Origin of the sequence: Hyphobacterium sp., from assembly GCF_965217055.1 — a bacterium.
In the GTDB taxonomy this organism is placed as follows: Bacteria; Pseudomonadota; Alphaproteobacteria; order Caulobacterales; family Maricaulaceae; genus Hyphobacterium.
On record NZ_OZ244227.1, the window covers coordinates 329,632 to 352,306 of the forward strand.

Below are 22,675 nucleotides of genomic sequence, written 5' to 3' on the forward strand. Positions count from 1 at the left end.
GGGAATAGTCCCCGGCTAGTCGAAAATCCCGACCGCGAGCTCGGCCCAGACCGCGAGGAAGGCCAGCACGGCCAGCCCACCGGCGGCCAGCGCCCATTTTCCGCGCATCAGGCGGGTAATCGCCTCGACGGCGAGGAGTAATGCCAGCAGCATCGCGCCCATGACGGCGAAATCGGTGCTGTCCCATACCACCTCGTCGGTAAACTGCATGGCGATCAGCGGTACGAGCAGGACCGTCGCGGCGCCCAGAAGCGCCGGTACGCGCCACCAGCGGCGCCAGTCGATGGCTTCAAAAGTCATGAAATCCTCCCTGTCCGCTCGGTGATCATGCTAGCGCAATGTGGCGGGAATAGGAAAAGCCCCGGCCAATGACCGGGGCTTTTTTGGGTGCGGGGGCTGGATTTGGTCGATCCTGCAACTTGATGCCGGTTATCGCCACGGTCTAGCTTCGGCGGCCATGAACCGCTCGGATCCCAACAATGCCTGGTCGGGCTGTGCGATCGGCCTCGCCGCAGCCGTTGCGGCGTGGATCTATCTGACCGTGGCGTTCGCGCTGAACTTGCCGCCATTCCGGTGACGATGATTGCACACCGGCTGTCGTGCCGGCGCTGCGGCCGCACCGTCGATCGACGCGTTCCGGCCCCGACGGCGGCATGGGAAGGCACTCGGTCGGAATGGGAGGTCCGGGAGACGGCCCGGCTACGCCGAAACGCCCGGTGCAGCGACTGTCCGACGCGCACCGAGATCTCGATCGAATGCCTTTGGGAATCGCCGCGGTTTCTAGTCGCGAACGATACGACTAAACATTATCGGAAAATTCCCGAGAAATTTTGCGTTATTCGGCGACAGCCCCGCCCAGACAGACCGCCACCGTCTCCGGGCCGTCGAGATAATCGCGGACGATGCAGACCAGCGCGTTGTAATCGCGCGCCAACGGCCGGTATTGGCCCGCCGCCCAAGTCGCTGTCGCCTCGAGGCGCTCGACGTCGTCGCCCCTGAACAGCGGCGGCTCCGGCTCGACCTCGCGTTCAATCAGGAGGCGCGGCGGAACCTCGAGCGTTTGTTCCGGAATCGGATCGTCGCCGGCAAACGGCATCTGAAGGTCGCCAAGCGCAGCGCACCCGGTCAACACTGGAGTCAGGCAGAGGCATATCAAGAACCGGATTGTCATCGGCTTCCCTTTCACGGCGCAAGGTTTCGAACAGGCCGTCGTCGGCGCGCTGCTCCTCGGCCAGGCTGGCCTCGAGCGCAACATTGCGATCGCTCAGCCGGCCCTGATTGGCCAGCAGCGTCTGGACCTGCTTGTCGCGGTGCTCGGCATAGGCGACCACGGCGTTGAGCTGGCGCGCCTCCCAGGCGTTGTTGACGATCTTCTGGGTCGCCCAGGCCGACAGCACCGACGATAGCACAGCCACGCCCGCCATTGCCTTCCAGCTCGTCAGCAGTGACAGGCCGGGAATCGTCACGCCTCATTCTCCGAGACATCGCCATCCGCAGCGATCTCGATCCGCCGGCAATTGTCGGGCTGGGCGTAGCGATAGAGGTTCCGCGCCGCCAGGAGGCGCGCCTTCGAGATCCGCGTGATCGTGACCGCGTCGCTCTGGTTGCCGCCCAGGACGTGGTAGTGTTCCGCATCTTCGCCGACATAGAGGCCGACATGGCCAGAGCGCCCGTGGCGGCTGCCGCGCCAGAACACCAGGACATCGCCAAGGACGGGCTCGCCGTCGACCGCATTGCCCCAGTCCAGCCATCCGCGCGCCGCCAGCAGATCGCCCTGGACGGGCTTGCCGGCGCGGTGCGCGACGATACCCATGAACAGGCCACACCACGGAATCGAATCCTCTTCGTACCAGGATCCCAGCCAAGCGAGACCCGGTACTTTCGCCAGCTCATCGGCCCAGGCGAGTATCACGGGGTTGTCGCGCTTGCCCGGCGCTTCCAGCGTGCCGTATAGGCGCAGCGCCTCGAGCAGCATGCGTGGCGCCGGTTCGTCGGCGAGGAACGCATAGGCGGGCGGGAGATCGTAAGTCATGGTCGGTTCCTTCGAGCATGAAAAAACCCGCACGAAGCGGGTCAGGAATTTGTGCAAACCTGGAAAGGTGACGGCCTAGGCGCGCTCCCGGATCCAGTAGGCCGCACCGGCCGTCAGGATCACCGCGAAGGCGCTTTCCACGCCGGGCGGCACGTCGACGCCGGCAATGGCGGAAATACCCCATGCCAGGACAGTGGCGATCGCGCCGGCGATCATCGCCGCAGTGACCTTGCGGGACGGCGCGGCCGTGGATTGATTGACGGTCGATGTCATGTCGATTCCTTTCCTGTTCGTCGCCGCCAGCGCGCGTGCAGTCGGCAGATTTCGACGGTTGAGTAGGCTGCGAACAGCGCTGCTGTATGGACGGCCATTGCGGTCTTGTCTTCGGCGATCTGGTAGAGCTCGGCGGTCTCGATCCCATAGCCGATCAGGGCCGCGCCGGCACGGAGCACAACGACGCCGAGCAGCAGAATCGCAACCGGCGCGCGATTGGTCAGCCGGACGGCGGCGATCAAGATGAAGCCGACCGCCGTAAACGGCGCCATGCGGCCGGGCTCAGGTGTGTTCTCGAAATACCAGGCGCGCTGAAACGCCTGATCGATGCCGGCATTTACGCGTGAGTAGTCCTGCACCAACGTCAAAGCGGCGAGAAGCAGTGCGGCCACCGCCCACCATTTCATATCCGGCTGGTGACGCCGCAGCCCGGCGATGGCCAACAGCCCGAAGCACAGGGCCGTGTTGAACTGCATCGGTGCCGCGCCCGGGATAATCCGCACGCCGGGCTCAAAACCGGCCTTCCACGACAGCATCACGAAGGCGGCGGCCAGCAACACGGACCACAGCATCGGCCGCTCGGCCGCCCGGCAAAGTCGGCTAGTCCAGGTCATCGCGGCGCTCCCTGGGCTGCACGTCCAATCCCATGCGGGCCATCGCTTGCGGCGCGATCAGTGTGAACGCCTTTTGCATAAAACGGACAATCAGCATGCCGAGATATCCGGATCCGAACCCTACGGCCGTCAGGCTGGACTCGCCCTTGGCGAATGCCGGCAGGATCGCGTCATGCAGTGCCGGCCCGAAGAACGCCGCAACCGTGATGCCGGTCAGCGTGATCGTGATGATCTCAATGGGCCGTGTCGCCCTGATATGCAAAGCATAAAGCCCCGCGCCGGCCAGCCCGAGAAGCGACAGCCATGCCCATTCCAGGATTGAGAATCGTTCCATGTCGCCCCCTTAAGGCATGAAAACACCCGCCATAGCGGGTCGAATAACGTGAGGTTGGCTAGTCCCACCTGTGTCGGAACTTCCACATCCACCCGCCGACCAGGGTGACGCCCAGCCAGCCGACGATCGCCAGGACGATCGCTACGGGTTGCCAGGGGAAGTTTGCGCGGTGCCGCCACATGATACGGCCGGCCCACCGGGCATCCGCCACGACCTTGTCTAGCAGGGTCCGCTTGGACCAATAATCCAGATCGTGATCGTTGCAGATGTCCTTGTGGCTGACCCTGCCCAGGCAGTCCGGAGCCAGGGTGCAGCCATCAAGGTATTCAGGCGGGGGCGTCGACTTCTTCATACGGAATACCCGCAGCCATGCGCGCCGCCTCGTCGATGGCGAACTGCTCGTCCGTAGTCGGCGGCACGCCGGTCGCCGGGTCATAGACCGGGCCGAAAGCACCCTCGATATACATCACATAAATCGCGGCCTGCACGTCGGGCGAATTGAAATCGATCCCGTCGGTTTGCGTGAAGTGCTCATAGGCGAGCGCGATTTCCTCCTGCACCGCCGTTGCCGTATCGGCCTCGACAGCACGGCGGGCTCGCAGGACCGTCGCCATCCAGCGCTTCGCCTGTTCACGGCGAAGGAATTTCCGACTGAAATCGAGCTGCGAGACGCCTTTCGGTTTTTGTCTCTTCGGCTCGGGCCTAACCGGCGCGGAAAACTCACCGGATTCCTCGTCATAGGTCCAGCCTTTACCTATACGATCAGGACAAGCGACCGCCCCTGCGGGCGGAGTATAATCCGGCCCGGCCAGGACGACATTCGTAACCACGCCGTTTTCGACTATTGCCAGCCTGCTCATGTCGCCGCTCCCCATACTTCCACAATCACCTTGCCAGGCGCACCGTCGCCGCCGTCACCGCCGCTTTGGCTTGATCCGGCAGAACCGCCGCCGCCACCGCCGCCGCCGTAATTCTCGCCATTGGCACCGTCCCAACCGCCGCTCGTGCCGCTAGAATTACCGCCCTTGCCCCCGTCACCACCAAGGTCATTCACAGCGGCGGAGCCGGGGCCATAAGAACGAGGCCCAAATCCGGGCGGAACATTAGCGGCTGATCCTTTTGTTCCGCCGTCGCGGTTTGCGCTCACCCAGTAAGTCGCGCCGCCACCGCCGCCACCACCGCCTGCGCCCATGGCCAAAGGCGCATCGATGCCGCCCGGCTGGCCCGGCTCCCCGTCATAACTCTCACTCATGCCTTGCGACGTGTAATCACCATTGCTTCTGCCACCCGCGCCGCCTCCCGGCGAACCGCCCGCTGCCTGATTAGCCGTTTGGGTTCTATATTGCGTGTCGCCATAACCGCCGCCCGTCGCGGTAAAATGCGTGCCGAATGAGCTATCGCCACCCGCCGAGCCATCATTGCCATTTGAGCTGTTTCCGGCGCCGCCCGCCCCGCCTGCGCCAACGGTTACGGTTTCCGTCGCACCAGCGTCGGCGATAGGCAGCACACCTTCGTCGTGACCGCCGCCGCCACCGCCGCCAGCGTAGTATTGCCGGTCGCCACAACCGCCGCCGCCGCCGCCACCGCCGCGCACTTGCACAAAAAGGAAAATGCCCGTGCCCGCCGCGATATTGCCGGCGCCATCGGCGGGCTTTGTCCAGGTGCCGGACGCGGTGAATTCTTGCCGATCCAGCAGCGCATATTCCGGGTTTGAGAGGCCGTCACCACCACCGCCGCTCGCGCCCGATCCGATTTCAAAGTCAGACATCTAGAAAGCCTCCAAATTGTTCGCCGTGTCGGCGATAATCGTTGCGCGATTGCCTGCCGTTATGACGGCCGTATCGCCGCCTGGTAGGTCTTCAAGCGCGTTGTTCCCTAGCGCGAATTCGGCGGTGCCATCGCTCACCAGGATGGTGCGCCGCCAGCCCTGCGGCCGGTCATCCGGAATGGTGAGCGTGATCCGTGATCCCGGTGCCGCACCCGCCTTCACCCGAATCAATCGGCCGGGAGGCGCGGTGGCATCGTTCAGGGTGGCATCAGCCGAGATCAGCACTTCTGCCGAATTCAGGGCGTCCGGCAGTTCGTCCAGCGGCACCTTCCCGTCGCCATCCAGTGAGGCATAGCCGTTGGCAGCGCCCTTTTCACCGGTCGCCTGCTTCGCGTCGAGAGCCGTCTGCTGTGCCGTAGAAACCGGCTTGTCGGCGTCCGAAGTGTTGTCGACATTCCCCAGTCCAACATCAGCTTTGACCAGGGTCACTTCGCCGGACTTTCCGGCAACACTGGTGACGCTTTCGCTGTTGTCTATCTTCTCCCAGGTCGAACCGTTCGAGATGATCCAGTCATTGACGCCCCAATCACTAACACCGTCGATTTCGGTCGTACCGGCAACCGCGACCTTGTAGTAATGGCCTTTGTTGCCGGATGCGGCGGCGGGAATCGTCGGCGTATTCGTCGCTGCGTTCCAGGTCCCTTGAATCAAAGGGGCGCCCAGCACACTGGCCGGGATCTGTGATGTCGGGATGTGACCGCCCGAATCCAGTTCGGCAAGGCCGTTCGCAACGCCCTTCTGGCTGTCGTCGAGCTTGTCGTCGAGCGCGTCCTGCAGACCCACGATATCGGAAATCTGCTGTGCGGCGAGCAGGGCGCTCTTGCCGCCGACCCTTTCGACGATCAGCGAGCTTTCACCGCTGCGCAGCCGCAGTTCGTCGGCGCCTGAAAGCCGTTGGGTGTGAACAGTGACCTTCTGATTGGCGTAGTCCGTGATGTCGATCACGTCCTCGAGCCAGACCTGCCCTTCGTTTGCACCGGCCGTGTTCTTGACCACCGAACCGATGCCCTGCGGCCCTGTGCCGACGCCGTTGAGCTTGAAGAACAAACCGACCGAGTTGTCGACGTCGATGCCTTCGGTGCTGATGTCCTCGTAGGCGAGCCGAACGGCCACGCGGTATTTGCCATTCTCGGCAAAACTGATTTCGGTGTCGTTGGTGCCGCCGATCGAGATCGCGCTGTCGGTGATGAGCGCTGAATTCCACTGGACTGTGGCTCCGCCGGCATCCGCCAGGTCGGTCGTCGTATCCGTCGACGAGTATTTGATCAAGGAGGCATACGGCAAGTCGTCGAGACCCACTTTCGCGGCGAGATCGTCCTCGAGGCCATCAACGGTCGACTGTGCTTGCGTCCCCGTGTGATTGGCGCGATCGAGCAATGTGGCGTCCGGCGAATTCGCCGTAGCGGCCGTCTCAATTCCATCGAGCTTGTTATGGTCGTCGTCGGTGAAGCGATTGACGTCTGTGTTGCTTTCATAGGCGTCACGGATCTCTGCGGGCGTCTGGTCGGCCGTGGCGCCGCTTTCGATACCGTCGAGCTTCGCCTTGTCCTCTTTGGACATGTAGCCGTCGATCGCGTCCGTCGCGGCCTGCCAGACCGAAGCATCGAGCTTTGCGGCGATCGAGTTCGTGATGGTTGTTGCGAAGTCGGGATCATCGCCCAGGGCCGCAGCCAGTTCGTTGAGCGTGTCGATCGCACCGGGCGCCCCGTCGACCAGGGCATCGATCGCGGCCTGGATCTGCGCGCCGACCTGAGTCGAGGTCAGTGCATCGGTGATGCCGTAACCGGAAAGCGTGGTCGGCGTCGAAAGGATCTTCGACCAGTCGAGATCGGGGATGCGGTCGGCGTGAAATGTGCCGGAAGTCGTCTGGCTCGCGGGTAGCGCCGGGATCTGCGCCAGTGGCACGAGCGAATTGGCATCGAGTTCAGCCAGTCCATTGGCCGCGCCTTTCAGCGCGGTTTCGAGTTTCGCATCCAATGCCGCCTGCAGTCCGGAAACCTGAGCAATTGCCAGCGCGAGCGCAGCCTGGTGCTGGGTGACATTGCTCTCGGAGATCCGGTCGTCGTGGAATGTGCCGGAGTCCACGTCATCGGCCGAATGCGTGTGTGCTGAAGGCGTGAATGTCGACGGTTTACCGGTGATGTTCGCCCAGGAAATCTGGATCAGCGCAGACACAAGTTCCGAAACGTCGAAGCCGCCGCCGGCCGCGATGATCCGGTTGGCTTGATCGAGTTCGTCCTGATCACTGCTGTCGAACAGGTTGAAGCTGCCCGCTTCGAACGGTTCGCCGGTCGGCGTGTCCGTGTAGGGTTTGTTGTTCGGGATATAGATGAAGACATTCGCCATGACGGTTTAGCCTTTTGCGGTGGCGCGCTCGATCGTCGCCTTGAGGTTCTGTGTGACGCGAAGCCAGTTGGAGACCTGCAGCTTCACCGGGCCGTCCAGCAGCCCGTCTTCGGCCTCGCTGCAGGCATTCTCGGCGCCCTCGAACGCCTTCGACGAAAGCGCCTTCTCAACAGCCGCGATCAGCGGTGCGGCGAGCGCAGCTTCTTCCTCGGCGAGACGTTGTTTGTCGGCAGCGATTTCGGCAGCGGTGCGGGGCGATTTGGACATGGGTGTCTCCTGTTAACTCGGGTTCTTCGCCATCTGTGGCGCAAGGGCGGTTGCTTCGAGGCGGGTTGGAATATCGACGCCATCGAGATAGCCGGTCGTTGCTGGGCCGCTCCCGATTCTCACCCACAGGACGTACCAGTGGGTTTTCGGGTAAGTGTCCCAGGTGCCGGTGATCGTCTTGTAGAAGCTGTCAAAACCGGTCCAGAGGCCGATATCGCCGCCGTTCGACCAATAGAGGTTCGTTCCACCGCCGATCTCGGTAATGGGGATCGCGCCGGACTCGACGGTGAGTCCATTCGCGTAGATGTCCTCATTGCCGTCGGTGTGCAGGCGTATCTCCCAGTTGATCGTCCCTTCGTCGTTCGCAGCGCCCGTCCCTCTCGACGTCGAGCGTGTCGTGATCCGCGTCCCTTCGAACAGAAAGGCGTGCGCCAGGATCACATCGTCGAAGGAAATCTTCGCAGCCTGCGTCCAGGACGTACCGAAAGACAGGTCAGCCGAGAGCTGGTCAGACTGGTTGGCCTGCTGGATTGCCGTGCCGAGGATCTTCCCACCGGCCGTTGCCAGCTCGCCGCCGAGATAGATTTCGCCACCAGTGGTCAGGGCGAAGTCGCAATTACCAAGTGTCGCCGTTGCGGCCGTCTTGTTGGCGGCGCCGAGCCACATCACCCAGTTGGTGTTCGGGCCGATGATCAGGCGCTTGACCGGCGTTCCGTTCCCGTCGTCGATATGGATCGCACGTGAGAAGAAAGCTTCGCCACCGACCGCCTCGAGGACGGCCTCGTATTCGTCCTCCCCGGCGCCGAGATTGGCGAGCATCACTCTCGATGCGGCAAGAAGCACTTCAGATCCGCCGACGCCGGCAAGAAGCCGGGCAATGGCGGGGACGCCGCCACCAGCGGCGACAAGGATTTCGTAGATGGCCGATGCACCTTCGAGATTCGCAATGGCCGACGCGTTCGTTATCACCGAAGCCTCAAGCCCGTTGAAGTCGGCGGTCAGATCGCTGATTGCGGTGGCGCGCGCCGACGATTCATCTGCGACGGCCTGATCGACATAGGTGATCGTTGCGCGCGCGTTGATCGAGCTTTGAAGGGATGCGTCTGCCGCCTGGTAGTTTGCTTCGAGCGTACTGATCGCGGAGGCACGGGCACCTTGCTCTGTCGCGATCGCGTCGTTCACATATACGATCGTCGCGCGAGCATCGATGTCGGTTTGAAGCCCTGCGTCGGCCGACTGATATGCCGCCTCGATTTGACTGATCGCCGTGGCGCGGGCGCCTTGCTCTGTCGCGATCGCGTCGTTCACATAAGTAATCGTCGCGCGAGCATCGATCGCGGTTTGAAGGGCTGCGTCGGCGGCTTCGAAGTTCGCCTCGATTTGACTGATCGCCGTGGCGCGGGCGGAACTCTCGGTCGCAATGACCTGATCGACATAGGTGATCGTTGCGCGCGCGTTGATCGAGCTTTGAAGGGAAGCGTCCGCCGCCTGGTAGCTTGCTTCGAGCGCCGCAATGGCCGAGACCCGTGCACCGGTCTCATCAACTATCGCTTGCTGGTTCTCGCGATAGCCGGCCCGGCCTCGACGCGTTTCGACAGCGAGATTGCGCTCGGTCTGCGCCACGCCGCCGACAATTCGTTCGAGATAGGCAATCCGGGCGACCAGTTCGTTCTCGGGCGCGGCGAACGTGTCGACATCTTCCTGACCAGGAAGCGCATAGGCCACCAGGGGGCGGCGAATGATAAAGCCGCCCTTCCCCGCAGCGGAGGCCACCGGCGCCATTCGGACAAAAGCCTGCACCGCGTCTTGGGGCGCCGTGACGATTCCAGTGAGCCGGCCCGAGCTACCACTGGCCACCTCACTGGCCGACAGCTCCGCGCCATCCTCATCAAGCCATACGACTTCGACGACTGCCGACGCGCAATCGCTCAACATGCCGGTTTCAACACCGACCTGTACGGCCTGTCCTTCCGACACTTTCCGACGCTCTGGCCACGTAATATGCGTGTCCGCAGGACGTCCGCTATTGTCAAAATCCCACATCGTCTGAATGGCGCGCGGGTTGCCGGCAATCGGCATCACCATGCCGCCGCCAGTCGTTTCCCAGCCCTGCACACCCGTCTCGAAAAGCGGGTCGGCCAGCCAGTTCAGGAGCGAGAGTTGGGCGCCTAGTTCGATCTTGCCTTTAAGCAGATCGGCATCGACGCCGCCCAGCTTGGTAGAGTTGGTCGCGACGAGCTCATCAGGAATTTCGACGCCCAGAACCTCGACCGGATTCGCGCTGGTCGTGCCGAACGGTCGGTGACCTCGGAAATAGACTTTCACGTCCAGGTCCTGGCCGCCGGTCACAGCGCGAATATCGCGGGACGGCAGGCCGGCCGGTGCGGTCCCGACGACACGATACTCGCTGGCATCGGCGCCGGCGGGCTTGGTTTCGATCACAAAGTCGGCGGCACGGCTGTCTGTCACACCATCGGCAGTGACCCGCAGCGCCGGGATCTTCGCACCGCTTGGTGCGTCCAGCGTGACGCCGGTTGCCGTTACATTCTCCGGATCCGGCAGGGACAGCGCCCCAGGCACCGCTGCGATGACCAGCGGTTCCGATCGCTTGCCATCGCTGGCGACGGCGGTCAGCTCGATATCATAGGTCAACGCATGATCGACTGCAGGCGTGACCAGGCGCGAGCTTTCGGCAGCCAGGGCCGGGAGAACGTCATAATCGGCCGTGACACCCTCGGCCGGCGTCTCGCGCCAGCGCACCTCGGTTTGCACGGCCGGGTTCTGCGATCCGGACGGATGTCGGAAGTCGATCGCCAGCCCTTCTGGCAGAGGCACAATACCGGTCAGCACCGGCTTGGGCGGGCGAGGCGTGTAGCCTTGCGTGACCTTGGTGGAAAAGCTGGGCGGGACAGTGCCGGTGTGGCGCGTCGGCGCATAGGGGATGCCGGTGATCCGCACGGCGTCGTCGCCGGAATTGTCGATGTCCAGGACCAGGAGATCCAGCGTCTCTTCGCCGGCCAGACCGAACAGGACCTCGTCGCCGATCTGGGGCGCGTCGGCCGGATCGACCGGGGATGACAGGTCCAGGACCCGGCTGCGCTGCGCCGCCGGCGTCACGGCCAGAGTGTCGGAGACCTCATAGACGTAGGATCCGCCGCCCGTCGCGTCAGGATCCTCGACGGCATATTTCCAGCGCAAGCCGTAGCTCTTGCCGGCCTCGGACTCGACATACTCGTCGAGTGTGATGGCGGTGACATCACCCGCACCATCCGTCGCCAATGCGGTAACCCGGCCAGCCACGGCCGCAGACAGCGGCACGTCATGGCTGAACAGAAAGCGCTCACCCAGTGTGATGCCGGGCATATCGGCATCAACGATGATCTCGTGCGCTTCGCCGGCCTGGGCGATCGCCGAGGCGATGTGAAACTCGCCCTCCTTGAAGATCTCCGCCGGATCCGTCTTGCCGACCAGTTCCAGCGTTTCAATCCGCGTCGCGTTCGAAGCGTCATAACCGGGCGCATAGACAACGCGCTCGTCGAGGTGCCAGCCCTGGTCCTCATTGTTGAACGGGATCCGCACGCCGTGCAGGGCACCCGGAAAGGAAATGCGGCCGCGATAGGACCGGACTGATCGCCCGGACAGGGCCTGGCGGACAGGCTTGACCGCGTCGATCGCGACATCGAGCCTCGGGCCGTTCCAGAAGGCGCGCGCCCGGCCGGCCGCACAGATCGCCTGCACCACGGATTCAACCGACGCGTCATAATCGACGACATGATTGAAGGTGAACGCGTTGTCGTCGCAGTGCTGCCAGAATTTTTCCAACGACGCCCAGCCCGTTCGCGCGGAGCCGATCGGCCGGGCGTTCGCCGCGCCGGCCAGGACCTCATTTAAAAGGTCCGCATTGTTGTTTGAGAAGGCCGGATTGCCGCCGGTCCATCCCTCGCCGGCCTGGTAGGTGTCGACGACGGACTCGACCGTGGCATTGATGTTGTCGAGAACCCCATTGAATTGGCCGGTCGCGCGAACCCGGAAAGCCGTCAGCGCGACGCCTTCCGCCAGGACGGGCGGGTTGGCGCTGATCGATCGCAACACCGACCAGTTACAGACATCGAGGACCAGGTCGTCGGCGCTGTTGGCGGTGACCCGCCTGACCTCAACGACATAGCCATATTCGGATTTCGGCACAGCCCAGCTGGTATTGACCCGGAAGGGCTGTCGCGTCGCCCGCGAGATAGTCCAGGCGCCAAAGGCCGTGCCGCCCCCGCCGCCAGGCAGACCGCCATACCAGTCCTCGTAAGTGATACCGAAATCCGGCAAAGCCAGGCGGTTGCCGCCCTGGGCCGTAGCCGAGGCGTTGGCACCGGCGACGTCGACACGCTCATAACTCCAGCTGCCGACAGGCTCACCTGCGTCGTCGGCCGGCGCATATCGGATATCCAGCTGCACCGAGCGCTCTTGTTTCGCCCCGGTCTGCGCATCGATCTGGGTCAACCCCTGGGGAAAGTCGATATCGATCGAGATCTCGACCGCGTCGTCCGAGGTGGTGCGCCGCACATATCCGGCCGCAGCATCGAGTTCGCCACCGCCCTCGATTTCATCGACCGCGCGCGGATACAGCGTCAGCGGCTCGTCGTCGGCAAATCCGAGCGCGTGTTCGATTTCCGGGTTCAGATCCGCGAACGGCGTGTCGCCGGTTTTCAGGTCGGAGATCTGAACCGGGCCGACGCCCCAGCACAACAGACCTCGGAGATAGATCTCGCCGCCCGCTGATTCGGTGTAGAATTTGGCGCCGAGCGGCGGGACCATGCGGTGCCGGCCCAGCACTTTCGGGACGACCTGGCCCAGCCGGTTCTGGTTGCGAGCGCCTTGCAGGAAATAGGTCGGCGAAATCGCCTCGCCGGCACCGCGCTGCGCAAATCCGGCCTGCGGTGGCGGTGCGATCGCGTTAATCGCGTAACTGCCCAGCACACCCGCTGCGCCGGCAAGAACGGCGGCACCGATACTCGATCCAGCCCACGTCCCGAACAGACCGACAAGTCCACCGCCACCGATCCACGCGGTCGCGGCGACCAGGGCGATCTGCAGGATCAGGCGCAGCGGATTGGATCCACCGCCCCTGTGCGGGCGGACACCGATCTCGACCAGAGTGCCGGGCCGCGGCACCGTCGCCGCCCAGGCGACCCGGTCGATCTCGACGCCGTTGATCCGCACCACGACGTGACTGCGCAGCACGGGATCCGCGACATGCGCGGCGACCTCATCGGCCAGTGAGCGGCCGGCAGGGACGCGTAACGTCCGCGCGGCACCGATGATCGGCCGCTCGCAGACCGAAACCAGATAGGTGTTGCGAAGGCCCTTGACACGGACCTCGCCCAGATTATCGCGGCGCATAGAAACCCTCGATCCGGCGGGACCAGCGCCGCGCCGTCAGCTCATCCAGCATCACACCGGTCCCGGAATCGGTGTGCAAGAAATAGCCCTGCCCGACACACAGCCCGATATGGACAGGCCGCCCCTCACACCGGAACAGCACCAGGGCGAACGGCTCTGGATCTTCAACCGCGACGAAGTCCGGCCGACGTGACGCAATCGCCGCGTTAAGCGCCTCGGTATTCTCGACATCGGTCGAGCCGTAAATCAGGGCATCGGGCAGCGTGACGCCGCGCTCTTCACGCCAGGCCAGCCAGCACAACCCGTAGCAATCGGCGCCGTCAAAGCCGCGCCCCTCATCGACGAACGGGATCCGCATGTAGCGCTGCGTCCAGTCCAGCGCGCCAGGACAGTCGATCATCACGCCAGCCCCGGAAATTGCTGCGGCGAGAAGCGCTGCGCGGGATAAGGCTCGCGCGCCAGGTCCGGCACCGACAACGCGCCAGTCAGAACCCGCTCGTCATAATCGACCTGCGTCAGCTCATAACCCTCATACGCCTCCTCTTCGACATCGGGCGCGTCGAGCCGGATGTAGGCGGCGCGAACCGTGCCGGGGTCGGCGGAGACTTGGCGGGCGTCACGCAACGCCTCAACGATGCGCCGATCGACATTCTCAATTCGCAGCGTGGTCGCGGCGGCGAGATCGTCGTTCTTCGGCGGACGCACGAATTCAAAGGGGTAAAAGGTGTAGTCTTGCCCGTTCGAGGTCACGGCATTTGCGGCCGGATCCTCGGGATCGAAACTGGCCGGATCCACCTCGTGATAAACCGCATATATCGGATCGGAGAGTCCGGCATGATCGATCGTGATCAGCCATGCATAGACGTCCGCCGTTTCCTCGGCGGCTTCGTTTTCCAGATGGGTCTGGCTCGCCATGACGCCTAGTCCTCGATGAAATCGATATTGGCCGCGACACGCCAGCCGCCGGCGGTGCGCAGAGCCGTCCAGGGCTCCGCGGCATCAAACCGGGCCTGGCCGGACGCGCCGTCATGCGGGCGGGGCCAGCCGGTCACCGCCAGGGCGCCGTAGCCCAGCCCATGAACGAACCATTGTTCAAACAGCGCGTACTCGGCATCGGTAAAGCGGAACACACCGGTAACGCGTTGCGGCACGGCGCGGCTGACGCCGCGCTGACCCTGGAAACCAGCCATCGCTCCGCGTATCGCGCCCGGTGCCGCGCCGATCGCATAGCCTTCCGCCAGCATTGCCGGATTGATCGATGGCCACGCCTTGCCAAGACCACCTGGATCTGTGGGCTCCGCCCAGAATTCCATGTCCTCGACGCTGACCCGGGTCTCGCCAGCCGCCCTCGCCAGCTCGTATCCGTTCTCGGCGTTAAACCGGGCGCGACCGACCGCCCCGTCATGGGGCCGGGCCAGTCCGTCGAAGCTCAATTCGCCGCTGCGCAGCGTTTCTGCAAAAAACGCCTCGAACGTGGCCAGGTCGGTGTCGTCGAACCGGAACGCACCTGACACTTTCCAAGCGCCGCGCCGGAAGATGCGGCGCAGTCGGGACTTCCCGCGACTGCGCGGCGCCTCTCGGACAAGTACGGGCGGTGAGACGGTATAGCCGGCACGCTCCATGGCGCCGGGCAGAGACGGCCAGGACGGCATGACGCCTCCTACCGGCTGCGGGCCACGGGAACAGGCCCCAGGCCCCGCTGTTTCAGGATGCGGCCGAGCTGGCCGCGCTCGGCCGACCGGGCGATCTTGCCTTCGATCCAGACGTCGAGATCGATGCCGCCGTCTCTGCCCGGACGCGCGGCGGAACGCGCTTCACTGCCTTCCGGCGCGCCGTGAACCGTTACGGTTTCAATTTGCCCGCCGGCCAGAGCCGGACGTTGCGCCGCAGCGGCGGCAGCAGCGACAGAGGCAACGGAAGCACCCGACATCGCGCCTGCCTTGGGTGCCGTCACCGCGGAGAGCCCTGCAGAGGCCGCACCGGGCATCACACCGTCCAGGAACCCGAACAGCGCATCGGCCAACGGTCCGATTATGTATCGCTGAACGGCCAGTTCCATCAGCCCTTCGACGATCGTGTCGAAAAACCGGCCAGCCGCCTCACCGGCATTGTCAAAATCACGCATTACATCGACCAGGCCGCGCGACAAGGCGGTCAGGGAATCGGTGGCGACGCCGTCCAGCCCCTCACGCAGATCCGCACCATCCGCAATCAGTTTGCCCAGGCCGGTAAATCCGGCCATCTCGGCCTCCAACTGGGCCAACTCGGCGCGGTAGAGGGCCAGTTCGCGGTTAGCCCGCTCCTGGCTGATCGTGCCTGCCTCGACCAACGTGTTGAGCTCGCGCCGACGCTCGATCATGGCGGCCTCGGGGTCAGCCACTTCACCCAGAAGCTCCAGTTTCAGCGCATCCAGTGCGTTCAAACGCTCCTGCTCGACGGATCCGGCCGCGAAAGCCGCCGCTCGCTCGATCTCGGCGCGATTGACCCGCTTGATGGCCTCGGCAGCAATCGATTCAGCCTCGGCGCGTTGCGCCATCGCTTCGGCATAGCCGATCTCGCCCTCGACCAGATCCGGAATCTGCGACAGGCGCCAGGCCAGCGCCTCATTGATCTCCTTGATGGCTGTCTCGGCACGCTGTTCAGCGGTTATCGAATCCCCGGCGATCCGGTTCCATGCCTCTTGGACGGCGGCCATGTCTTCGGTCAGCCAGACCTTCTCGCGTTCGGCGCGGCTCAACAGGGCCGTGGCATCGGCCAGCCCGTTGGCGATGCGCTCGGCCAGGATCATGCGATCGACCCAGTCCTCGGTAACACCCAGGGCAGCGCGCTGCTCGTCGGTCAACGCCGCATAATCGTCGCGGATCTGGCGCACCGCAGCGGCGTAGCGCTCCGCCGGGCTACGCGCCCGCTCCATCTGTGCGGCGAGCCGCGCCTCGGCCTGGCGACGCTCCTCGAGGCTAACGGACGGCGAATCCTCGCCAGGCGACCCGTCATCATCGTCGCGCGGGCGACCGGAATTGGCCTCGATCAGGTAGGCTTCAATTCGCCGCTGTGCGATTTCGAAGGTCAGATTGCGAATTCGTTCGGTCGCGTCGACCTCGTCGTTCAGCAAGTTGAGGACCAGAGAAAGCGCGGATCCCGTCGCTGCGATCTGGGCATTGTTCATGCCACGCATCGCCAGAAGCCGGTTCTGGACCGCCAATTGATCTTCAAGCTGGGCGATCGACAGATCCTCGAGATCGCGCCGTTGCAGCACAGCGGCGGTTCTCAACTCGTCAAGGCCGAGCAGTGCCTCCTGCCGGGTGACCGCCTCGTCCAGGACCGCAAACGACCGAACCTGGCGGTTGCGTTCAAACCGCAGCTCGATTTCCCGGAAACGGGCCTCGGCCAGGGCCAGCTCGGCTTGCTGCGCTGCGCTGAACCCCGCATTGATCTCCGAAGTCAAATCGCGGATCCGCGCGATCTCGTCGGCGCTGCGTTGCAGCAGCGGCGCTGCGTCGCGCAGACCGAGCTTGTCGGCCAGCGACAGCCGGCGCGAGGGATCCTCGATGTCCTCGAGCGCGTCCAGGACGCGATCCAGGGCGGCCTCGACTGGTAGTCGGCCGTCGCGCAGCGCGTCGCCCAGGCCCAGCTGTTCGACGGCGTCGCGTAGCTCGCCTGTTCCGAAAGCACGGAATTCACCGAGCCGCTTATTGAATTCCTCGATCGCTGCGTCAGCGTTCTCGCCGGCAGCGCCGGCCAATTGCAGCGCGGTGCGAAGATCCAGAATGTCGGCAGCAGCTACACCGGCTGACAGCGAGACCGATTCGAGATCGCCTGCGAAACGTGTGGTGTCCCGCGCCTGGTCCAGCCAACGCAGAAACAGTCCGCCGGCCGCTACCGCCGCACCGATTCCTGCCGCAGCGGCAAGTCCGGCCGGCCCCAAGGCCCGTAGTATGTTGCCGAGCGGACCGGCACGACTGGCGAGATCTTCGAATCCGTCGCGCAATTCGGAGGACGTCCGATCCAGCGCTTTCAGATTATCATTCGCCGGCCGGGCGCTCCGCGACATCCGGTCGAACATCTGCTCGGCTTCCGGCCCCACAGCCTGGAACTGGCGGCGCCACTTCTCCTCGTCGCGGACCGACCACCGGAGAATGGCTGTATTGACCGAATTTCGGGCCATCAGGCGTTACTCCGCTGAAGTGTCCCGAGGCAGGCCATCCAGGAGACCGGCCTCGGCGTAAGGTAGAAGGGCGCGTGCGGTGCCGTGACACGCGCGGGCCGGCAGGCGAGCAAGAACGGCCTCGCCGTCGAGACCGGCAACCCCGCCAAATGAAAACCGCCAGCAGCCCGGCTGCATGGCGGCGACGGCCAGTGCCGCGCCCTCGACAGTGCGCGGCGCGGCAGTTTTTTCAGGACAGGGCTTGTGTTCCGGCCCTAGCCCTCCGGGCTCTCGGCATCCGTCGCCGCGGAGCCGGCAGTCTTCACAGATCCGGCCGCCACCGGAGGCGCGCCAACCGATGACGGCCCGGATCCGTTTCCCTCATCGGCCAGCCCCGCCGCGCGGGCGTTTATGGCCCGCAGCCAGGCGCGGCGCAGCGGACGCGACCGCATGAACGCGCCGAGATGCGTTTCGTCTTCGGCGTCAAGCGGCGTGCCTTTGTCACCGGCGCACAGCCCGTCGAACTCGCAAATCAGGGCACGCGCCAACGCCTTGTCGGTCAGATCCGTAAGCGCGCCGGTCACCGCAGCGGCGGGCGCCATCTTTTTAACGAGATGACCGTAGCCGAGGCCGTTGAGGACAGCGGCACAGCGCTCGCGCCAGTCCTCCTCCGCCTCGTCCCGCAGCCGCACCGGCATCGGCGCATAAGCGGCGGCCTGCGCGGCGGCATCCACCGCCTCGCAGCGCGACAGCGTCTTGACCCGCGCCGGCTTCTTCGGGTCGTCGACATGTGGAACCGGCAGGTCCACCCAGAACGGGTCGTCGCTGCCGTCGAGACGCAAAACGCTCATCACGCGCTCTCCACACCGGCGGTATAGGCGGCCTGGCTGTTGACCAGCGTAGCGGTGACCAGCGGTGCTGCAGCGGTTTGCTCGCCACGGAACCGAAAACGCTCCGTCCTGCCGTGCGGCGTGTCGATCGAGCGCTCCATCGGCTCGAAGCGCAGCGCCGGAACCGCGATTGTGAACGTGTTGTTCGACGACGACGCCGGATCAAAACGCCACTCGAATTCCCAATCATCGACACCGGATGCGGTATGCGCCGACCGCGCATAATCGTAGAACGTGTCGTCAATAGCTCGAAGCTCGAACTCGCCGGTCAGCGAAGCCCCCTCGGCGGCAAAGCCGGACGACAATTGCGTGTCGGCCTTGGCGTAGCGCAGATTGGTCAACTCGCGCTGATACGTCAGCGATCCGGACAGGATCCGGGCTACCTCGCTGCCATTCTTGCGGATCCCGCAGACCGCACCGGGCGCCTGTACAGCAGCCAACGCCGAGGGCGGTGTGCCGAGGTCGAACGAGGCTTCGTTCTGGATATCGATGCAGGGACCAGACAAGCGTACCTGCCGGAAGCCGGCCTGCTGGCCGAACGGGATCTCGATCCGTTCGCCGACGAAACTGTTTGCGACCCGGTGTTTCGCACCTTCCGCCCACGCCAGCGTCGACGCCAGGGCCTCCTTTCCTGACGTCCAGACATGGGTATAGGGGTCTGCACCCGTCGCCGCGGCAGGGTCACCGAAGATGTCGCGGAGCCAGAAGCCGAGATTGTTGAAGCACAGCGGAATAGCCAGCGCCGAGATCCGCGCATCGACCAGCCCTGGCGCCGGGGGCTGGGCATCCAGCACGTTGTCGGCCTCGACACCGATTTGCGGATTGTCCTCCAGCGGCTGGCTGCGCTGCGGCGTAAACGGCGTGAAATAGGAGACCGGCACATAGTCGCCGGACGCCAGAGTGCCCATGGCCAGTTGGCCAAGGCGGTGCATGACGGCCTGACGGCCGGTGGGATGTTGTGCCATGGGAAAGGTCCTTCTCTATAAGCGGCTGGACGGCGGCCTAACCAGCCGCCAGGGCGATATCGGAATCGGTGGCTTTGCGGACAGGCAGATCCTTGGCTGCGTCAGCAGTGCGCCAGATCAGCCGGCCCTTGGGACCGACACCGTCGACCGGCTTGGTCAACACGTAGGGCGCCGGCTTTTCCGCGATCGCAGGCGCATTCTCGGTTTCGGTTTTCGGCTTGGCATTGGCCTTGGCCATGAGGATCTCCATTTTTGTTGGTCGCAAAGCCGTCCCGCGCCCCCGGCCCAGCCACCCGGAAACGGTACCCTGTTGGGTGGTCTGGGCGGGGGAGCGGGATGGAACAGATTGAAAAGCGAAAAATCCCGTCAACCCACCGGGCTGGCGGACAGGAAGGCGACGGTCAGGGAAATGATCTGCTGATGTTCAGGCTCGGCATCGCCGACCTGATCGGTGTCGAGATCGACGTCGCCGGCCTCGACATAGCCGTGATAGTCTGCCAGCCAGGGCGCCGCGCCGATCGCCGCGCCGATCGCGGCGCGCAACGCGTCGGGCATGGCTTCGCGTTCATCAGCGGACATGTCGAAATCCTGTATCGCGACGGTGAAATCCGCCGCCAGGTGATAGACCGGTTGCGAGCCGCCCAGCTGGTAGTCGGTGATCTGTACCCGGCGCGTTACAAGACCAAGTCGAGCCTCACCCCCTTCAGCGAGAAGCGGATCATCGCGTTCAAGCGCCGGCGCCTCACCGACCCCGGAGATGGCGTCCTCGATATAGGTCACAAGACGCGTCCGCACGGCCGCCAGCGTGGTAAGAGGTTGCGTCATGTCGGCCTATCCTTCGCCAGGGAAATGGCGTTGTGCGATATCGGCGAAAGCGCGCACGAAGATCTGTGATGCCCGGCCAGCGATAACACTGGAAACGCTGTCCAGGTTCAGCAGTTTTCGGGTTCGGACCTGCGGGACCAGAATGAACATCACGACCGTGGTGCGGCCCTGAAGCCGCGAATAGGACGTGCCGTCACGCCGGCGAGTGATATTTGACGAAACGCGCCCGGTCTTGGTGATCCGGACATTATCTGCGACCAGCAGCGAGTATTTCTTGCCCGGCAGGAAAACGTGCCGGAGCTTGCCGTAGCGCCGTTCCACCGCGCCGATAAGAGCGGCGCGGCCGCGACGGACATTGCCGTCCGAGCCGACGACGCGCGGTGCACGGATCGCCCGGGCCGCCTCGGACGGTATCGCCAGGAAACGGCCGCGCGGCGACCGGAGGGTCTGGGCTTCCGAGAACGCCGCAAGGATCCGCGGTGCCTTGCTGCGCCACTCGACAGCCGGGCCCAGAGACTGCTTGCCCCGTTCCGGAAAGACCCGTGCCCGCAGGGTTTTCGCAATGCGAGGTCCGAGCGCCGCCTCGATATCGGAACGGAATGCCCGCTTGCCATAGTCGGCGAGCTCATCAGCCGCGGCCATGGCTGCGGTCTCGAAAAAGGCCAGCGCTTCATCGGCCGCATCTATGTATTCGGCGTCCAGCGCGAGGCCAAGGCCATCGCCAGACAGGAACCGATCGACACGGGACCGGGGCATGGCGTCAGGCTGACAGCTTGACGGTCAGGCGCCACTCATCGTTTGCGATGACGTCCGGGTCTGCCATCACGGTCAGGACCCTGCCAGAGTACTCGCCAGCCGAGGGCCTGATCGTCCCGGTCCGCATCGGCGCGGCCAGGTCCGACTTCCGGATCCGAGCGGACACACCATCGGCGCGCGTCGGCCCCATATCGCCGAGATCGTAACGCTCGCTTTCGCGATCGACGATCACGACGCAGTCCAGGTCCTCCGAGCCATCAGCGGCCCCGCCCGGTGTGCGATACTTTGCGGCATCGCCCATCGTTGCATAGATGGTATCGAGCGCGCCGCCAAAGGCATCGGAGAACTGAGACATGGTTGCTGCCTAGACCTCCTGGCAGTTGCCGATAACCAGGCCGAGCTCATCGGCCTTGCGGCGCGAAAGGGTCACGACGTCGCCTGCGACGTGGCCGGGTAAACCCTCGATCGCCTCCAGAAGACGGACGCGAACCACGCCGGACGCCTTGACCTTCTTGCCGGACGCCTTCTTGACCTTCTTGCCGGACGCCTTCTTGGCCTCCTTGGCTGGCGCCTTCTTGGTCTGCTCGGCCGCCGGCTTCGCGGCAGATCCCGGCTCGGCGGAACCGCTCGGCGCCGCGACCGTTGGCGGTGTCGCCTCTTTCTCCGCAGGGGCGTCCGCCGGCTTGACGGGGTCGGGTGTTTTTGCGGCTTCGCCGCTTTGCAACAGATCGTTCTCGCTCATGACTGTCTCCTGTTTGAGCCCGTTGACGTGTTCATCGCTGCCGATCGCAATCGGCAGGGAAAAACACGTCGGGCCGCGCTTTGACGGCCCGACGTGGCTTCAGTTCAGCGGCGGAACCGCCTAGTTCGACGTGGTGGCTTTCACCAACACCTTCGGCTGCTTGCAGAGCGGGAGAATGTTCATCTCGCCCCACAGATCGACGCCCTTGCCGTGCTTCTTCAGCTCGGCCGAGATAAAGCTCGGCAATGCGAAGCTCTCGGTCCCGTCCTGCAGATCCATTTCCGTCACGAACGGAAGGTCGTTAACCTCCTCGAGCGTGTCGGCCGGACCGCCGAATGTGGCAAAGGTCGATTGCGTGCCGGTCGGATAGGCATAGCCATCATTCGCAGCGATGAACCGCTCATTGCCGCCCTTCATCGGGGCCGACGCCCGGTATTCGACATAGGTCACACCGCCGAACGGATTGAACACCCGCCCGATCAGTCCACCGGTCTTCTTGGCCAGAAGGCTACGCAGCTCGCGCGTTTCGTCCTGGGTGTACTTGAACAAGTCGGTGATCTTGTCGTGCTGGATCAGCTTGCCGAAGAATTCCGGCGAAACCAGGCAGATCACACCGTCCATGGTGTCGCCGAGCAGATTGTCCTCGATGTGGCCGCGCAGCTCTTCGTCCTTGGCCTGGACGTCGGTGGTCGACGTGCCCAGCACGAAGTCCACTTCCGTTTGGGAGACGCCGAAATCGGTGAACAGGTTGGTCAGTGTGTTGCCGGCACCATCCTTGATGACACCCTTGAGCGCGGACATGCGCAGATATTCCGCCGAGATGGCGAAACGCCGGCCAAACTCGACCAGCACCTTGGATAATTCGTCCGGCAGATTGGCCGCGACTTCCTGGCCGTTCATCACGACCTTCCGGTCCTGCAGGTCCAGGGCGCGGATCACGTCCTCGACCGGGAAGTGCGGGATCTGGAAGATCTTCAGGTTCTGCCGCCCGCGTTCGACCTGCTCGCCGGGACCGCCGCGCTCACCGGCCGGCAGCACGTTGATCACGCCATTGTCCTCGGTGATCTGGACGAAGGTCGTCGGGATGGCTTCAAGGGGAAAGACGCCCAGAGCCGACACAAGGCCGTAGCGTTTGGGGTGGAGGCGAACCTCCTCCGTCATCTCCCGGGCGGTAAAGGGAAAGTTGAAAGTCAGCATTTCTGCCTCTCCTGGAATTGAGATGTGACCGGGAGGTCCCCGGCGTTGTCAGGGAAAATTGGCGGGCCGCC

At 64.3% G+C, this 22,675-nt stretch carries 25 protein-coding genes; all 25 read right to left on the reverse strand.

Annotated features, from left to right (window positions below):
* Nucleotides 1-15: 15 nt before the first annotated feature.
* The 25 genes from ACOOFN_RS01565 to ACOOFN_RS01685 all read right to left on the reverse strand — a co-directional run bounded on the left by ACOOFN_RS01565 (nt 16) and on the right by ACOOFN_RS01685 (nt 22,604).
* Nucleotides 16-300 carry a hypothetical protein gene (locus ACOOFN_RS01565; protein WP_420432997.1) on the reverse strand — a complete coding sequence of 95 codons (285 nt, stop codon included), beginning with the start codon at nt 298-300 and terminating at the stop codon, nt 16-18.
* Between the two features lie 535 nt (nt 301-835).
* Nucleotides 836-1,096 (reverse strand): hypothetical protein, encoded by a 261-nt coding sequence (locus tag ACOOFN_RS01570; protein WP_420432999.1) that lies wholly within the window; start codon nt 1,094-1,096, stop codon nt 836-838.
* A complete protein-coding gene (locus ACOOFN_RS01575) occupies nt 1,029-1,466 on the reverse strand; it encodes a hypothetical protein (protein ID WP_420433001.1) in 438 nt (145 codons plus the stop codon). Before ACOOFN_RS01575 ends, ACOOFN_RS01570 begins: the two co-directional genes overlap by 68 nt.
* Nucleotides 1,463-2,032 carry a TIGR02594 family protein gene (locus ACOOFN_RS01580; protein WP_420433003.1) on the reverse strand — a complete coding sequence of 190 codons (570 nt, stop codon included), beginning with the start codon at nt 2,030-2,032 and terminating at the stop codon, nt 1,463-1,465. Before ACOOFN_RS01580 ends, ACOOFN_RS01575 begins: the two co-directional genes overlap by 4 nt.
* 75 nt (nt 2,033-2,107) lie before the next feature.
* Complete coding sequence (locus tag ACOOFN_RS01585) at nt 2,108-2,305, reverse strand: hypothetical protein (RefSeq protein ID WP_420433005.1); 198 nt, start codon at nt 2,303-2,305, stop codon at nt 2,108-2,110.
* A complete protein-coding gene (locus tag ACOOFN_RS01590; RefSeq protein ID WP_420433007.1) occupies nt 2,302-2,919 on the reverse strand; it encodes a hypothetical protein in 618 nt (205 codons plus the stop codon). The genes ACOOFN_RS01585 and ACOOFN_RS01590 overlap by 4 nt, the downstream gene beginning before the upstream one ends.
* The gene (locus ACOOFN_RS01595) at nt 2,906-3,253 is read right to left on the reverse strand and encodes a hypothetical protein (protein ID WP_420433009.1); all 348 of its coding nucleotides are present in this window, start codon (nt 3,251-3,253) and stop codon (nt 2,906-2,908) included. The genes ACOOFN_RS01590 and ACOOFN_RS01595 overlap by 14 nt, the downstream gene beginning before the upstream one ends.
* A gap of 58 nt (nt 3,254-3,311) precedes the next feature.
* Entirely contained in the window at nt 3,312-3,605 is a 294-nt protein-coding gene (locus ACOOFN_RS01600) for a hypothetical protein (RefSeq protein ID WP_420433011.1), read from the reverse strand.
* Entirely contained in the window at nt 3,580-4,113 is a 534-nt protein-coding gene (locus tag ACOOFN_RS01605) for a hypothetical protein (protein WP_420433013.1), read from the reverse strand. The genes ACOOFN_RS01600 and ACOOFN_RS01605 overlap by 26 nt, the downstream gene beginning before the upstream one ends.
* Complete coding sequence (locus ACOOFN_RS01610; protein ID WP_420433015.1) at nt 4,110-5,021, reverse strand: glycine-rich domain-containing protein; 912 nt, start codon at nt 5,019-5,021, stop codon at nt 4,110-4,112. The genes ACOOFN_RS01605 and ACOOFN_RS01610 overlap by 4 nt, the downstream gene beginning before the upstream one ends.
* On the reverse strand, nt 5,022-7,427 hold the full coding sequence (locus ACOOFN_RS01615) for a hypothetical protein (RefSeq protein ID WP_420433017.1): 2,406 nt from the start codon (nt 7,425-7,427) through the stop codon (nt 5,022-5,024). It abuts the gene before it with no gap.
* Nucleotides 7,428-7,433: 6 nt separating this feature from the next.
* Nucleotides 7,434-7,694 carry a hypothetical protein gene (locus ACOOFN_RS01620; RefSeq protein WP_420433019.1) on the reverse strand — a complete coding sequence of 87 codons (261 nt, stop codon included), beginning with the start codon at nt 7,692-7,694 and terminating at the stop codon, nt 7,434-7,436.
* Nucleotides 7,695-7,706: 12 nt separating this feature from the next.
* Nucleotides 7,707-13,085: a TipJ family phage tail tip protein gene (gpJ, locus tag ACOOFN_RS01625; RefSeq protein WP_420433021.1), complete on the reverse strand. Its 5,379-nt coding sequence runs from the start codon at nt 13,083-13,085 to the stop codon at nt 7,707-7,709.
* Nucleotides 13,072-13,485 carry a C40 family peptidase gene (locus tag ACOOFN_RS01630; protein ID WP_420433023.1) on the reverse strand — a complete coding sequence of 138 codons (414 nt, stop codon included), beginning with the start codon at nt 13,483-13,485 and terminating at the stop codon, nt 13,072-13,074. The genes gpJ and ACOOFN_RS01630 overlap by 14 nt, the downstream gene beginning before the upstream one ends.
* Nucleotides 13,485-14,000: a DUF1833 family protein gene (locus ACOOFN_RS01635; RefSeq protein ID WP_420433025.1), complete on the reverse strand. Its 516-nt coding sequence runs from the start codon at nt 13,998-14,000 to the stop codon at nt 13,485-13,487. The genes ACOOFN_RS01630 and ACOOFN_RS01635 overlap by 1 nt, the downstream gene beginning before the upstream one ends.
* Nucleotides 14,001-14,005: 5 nt before the next feature.
* Nucleotides 14,006-14,737 carry a hypothetical protein gene (locus ACOOFN_RS01640; RefSeq protein WP_420433027.1) on the reverse strand — a complete coding sequence of 244 codons (732 nt, stop codon included), beginning with the start codon at nt 14,735-14,737 and terminating at the stop codon, nt 14,006-14,008.
* Between the two features lie 8 nt (nt 14,738-14,745).
* The gene (locus ACOOFN_RS01645; protein ID WP_420433029.1) at nt 14,746-17,250 is read right to left on the reverse strand and encodes a hypothetical protein; all 2,505 of its coding nucleotides are present in this window, start codon (nt 17,248-17,250) and stop codon (nt 14,746-14,748) included.
* A gap of 254 nt (nt 17,251-17,504) precedes the next feature.
* Nucleotides 17,505-18,080 carry a hypothetical protein gene (locus ACOOFN_RS01650; protein WP_420433031.1) on the reverse strand — a complete coding sequence of 192 codons (576 nt, stop codon included), beginning with the start codon at nt 18,078-18,080 and terminating at the stop codon, nt 17,505-17,507.
* Nucleotides 18,080-19,084, reverse strand: coding sequence for a phage tail tube protein (locus ACOOFN_RS01655; RefSeq protein WP_420433033.1), 1,005 nt, complete (start codon nt 19,082-19,084; stop codon nt 18,080-18,082). Before ACOOFN_RS01655 ends, ACOOFN_RS01650 begins: the two co-directional genes overlap by 1 nt.
* Nucleotides 19,085-19,121: 37 nt before the next feature.
* On the reverse strand, nt 19,122-19,322 hold the full coding sequence (locus ACOOFN_RS01660) for a hypothetical protein (RefSeq protein ID WP_420433035.1): 201 nt from the start codon (nt 19,320-19,322) through the stop codon (nt 19,122-19,124).
* 128 nt (nt 19,323-19,450) lie between these two features.
* Nucleotides 19,451-19,909, reverse strand: coding sequence for a hypothetical protein (locus ACOOFN_RS01665; RefSeq protein ID WP_420433037.1), 459 nt, complete (start codon nt 19,907-19,909; stop codon nt 19,451-19,453).
* Nucleotides 19,910-19,915: 6 nt separating this feature from the next.
* The gene (locus ACOOFN_RS01670; RefSeq protein ID WP_420433039.1) at nt 19,916-20,665 is read right to left on the reverse strand and encodes a DUF6441 family protein; all 750 of its coding nucleotides are present in this window, start codon (nt 20,663-20,665) and stop codon (nt 19,916-19,918) included.
* Between the two features lie 4 nt (nt 20,666-20,669).
* Entirely contained in the window at nt 20,670-21,020 is a 351-nt protein-coding gene (locus tag ACOOFN_RS01675) for a head-tail joining protein (protein ID WP_420433041.1), read from the reverse strand.
* A gap of 9 nt (nt 21,021-21,029) precedes the next feature.
* A complete protein-coding gene (locus ACOOFN_RS01680) occupies nt 21,030-21,407 on the reverse strand; it encodes a hypothetical protein (protein ID WP_420433043.1) in 378 nt (125 codons plus the stop codon).
* A gap of 120 nt (nt 21,408-21,527) precedes the next feature.
* Complete coding sequence (locus tag ACOOFN_RS01685; RefSeq protein WP_420433045.1) at nt 21,528-22,604, reverse strand: major capsid protein; 1,077 nt, start codon at nt 22,602-22,604, stop codon at nt 21,528-21,530.
* Between the last annotated feature and the right edge of the window lie 71 nt (nt 22,605-22,675).

Excerpts from the sequence above, each read along its gene's own strand:
- ACOOFN_RS01580 (WP_420433003.1), bottom strand. The coding sequence starts at position 2,032 with ATGACTTACGATCTCCCGCCCGCCTATGCGTTCCTCGCCGACGAACCG.
- ACOOFN_RS01600 (WP_420433011.1), bottom strand. The coding sequence starts at position 3,605 with ATGAAGAAGTCGACGCCCCCGCCTGAATACCTTGATGGCTGCACCCTG.
- ACOOFN_RS01655 (WP_420433033.1), bottom strand. The coding sequence starts at position 19,084 with ATGGCACAACATCCCACCGGCCGTCAGGCCGTCATGCACCGCCTTGGC.
- ACOOFN_RS01610 (WP_420433015.1), bottom strand. The coding sequence starts at position 5,021 with ATGTCTGACTTTGAAATCGGATCGGGCGCGAGCGGCGGTGGTGGTGAC.
- ACOOFN_RS01605 (WP_420433013.1), bottom strand. The coding sequence starts at position 4,113 with ATGAGCAGGCTGGCAATAGTCGAAAACGGCGTGGTTACGAATGTCGTC.
- gpJ (WP_420433021.1), bottom strand. The coding sequence starts at position 13,085 with ATGCGCCGCGATAATCTGGGCGAGGTCCGTGTCAAGGGCCTTCGCAAC.
- ACOOFN_RS01585 (WP_420433005.1), bottom strand. The coding sequence starts at position 2,305 with ATGACATCGACCGTCAATCAATCCACGGCCGCGCCGTCCCGCAAGGTC.
- ACOOFN_RS01620 (WP_420433019.1), bottom strand. The coding sequence starts at position 7,694 with ATGTCCAAATCGCCCCGCACCGCTGCCGAAATCGCTGCCGACAAACAA.
- ACOOFN_RS01680 (WP_420433043.1), bottom strand. The coding sequence starts at position 21,407 with ATGAGCGAGAACGATCTGTTGCAAAGCGGCGAAGCCGCAAAAACACCC.
- ACOOFN_RS01650 (WP_420433031.1), bottom strand. The coding sequence starts at position 18,080 with ATGAGCGTTTTGCGTCTCGACGGCAGCGACGACCCGTTCTGGGTGGAC.
- ACOOFN_RS01595 (WP_420433009.1), bottom strand. The coding sequence starts at position 3,253 with ATGGAACGATTCTCAATCCTGGAATGGGCATGGCTGTCGCTTCTCGGG.
- ACOOFN_RS01565 (WP_420432997.1), bottom strand. The coding sequence starts at position 300 with ATGACTTTTGAAGCCATCGACTGGCGCCGCTGGTGGCGCGTACCGGCG.
- ACOOFN_RS01660 (WP_420433035.1), bottom strand. The coding sequence starts at position 19,322 with ATGGCCAAGGCCAATGCCAAGCCGAAAACCGAAACCGAGAATGCGCCT.
- ACOOFN_RS01685 (WP_420433045.1), bottom strand. The coding sequence starts at position 22,604 with ATGCTGACTTTCAACTTTCCCTTTACCGCCCGGGAGATGACGGAGGAG.
- ACOOFN_RS01665 (WP_420433037.1), bottom strand. The coding sequence starts at position 19,909 with ATGACGCAACCTCTTACCACGCTGGCGGCCGTGCGGACGCGTCTTGTG.
- ACOOFN_RS01645 (WP_420433029.1), bottom strand. The coding sequence starts at position 17,250 with ATGGCCCGAAATTCGGTCAATACAGCCATTCTCCGGTGGTCGGTCCGC.
- ACOOFN_RS01670 (WP_420433039.1), bottom strand. The coding sequence starts at position 20,665 with ATGCCCCGGTCCCGTGTCGATCGGTTCCTGTCTGGCGATGGCCTTGGC.
- ACOOFN_RS01635 (WP_420433025.1), bottom strand. The coding sequence starts at position 14,000 with ATGGCGAGCCAGACCCATCTGGAAAACGAAGCCGCCGAGGAAACGGCG.
- ACOOFN_RS01590 (WP_420433007.1), bottom strand. The coding sequence starts at position 2,919 with ATGACCTGGACTAGCCGACTTTGCCGGGCGGCCGAGCGGCCGATGCTG.
- ACOOFN_RS01570 (WP_420432999.1), bottom strand. The coding sequence starts at position 1,096 with ATGCCGTTTGCCGGCGACGATCCGATTCCGGAACAAACGCTCGAGGTT.
- ACOOFN_RS01675 (WP_420433041.1), bottom strand. The coding sequence starts at position 21,020 with ATGTCTCAGTTCTCCGATGCCTTTGGCGGCGCGCTCGATACCATCTAT.
- ACOOFN_RS01630 (WP_420433023.1), bottom strand. The coding sequence starts at position 13,485 with ATGATCGACTGTCCTGGCGCGCTGGACTGGACGCAGCGCTACATGCGG.
- ACOOFN_RS01640 (WP_420433027.1), bottom strand. The coding sequence starts at position 14,737 with ATGCCGTCCTGGCCGTCTCTGCCCGGCGCCATGGAGCGTGCCGGCTAT.
- ACOOFN_RS01615 (WP_420433017.1), bottom strand. The coding sequence starts at position 7,427 with ATGGCGAATGTCTTCATCTATATCCCGAACAACAAACCCTACACGGAC.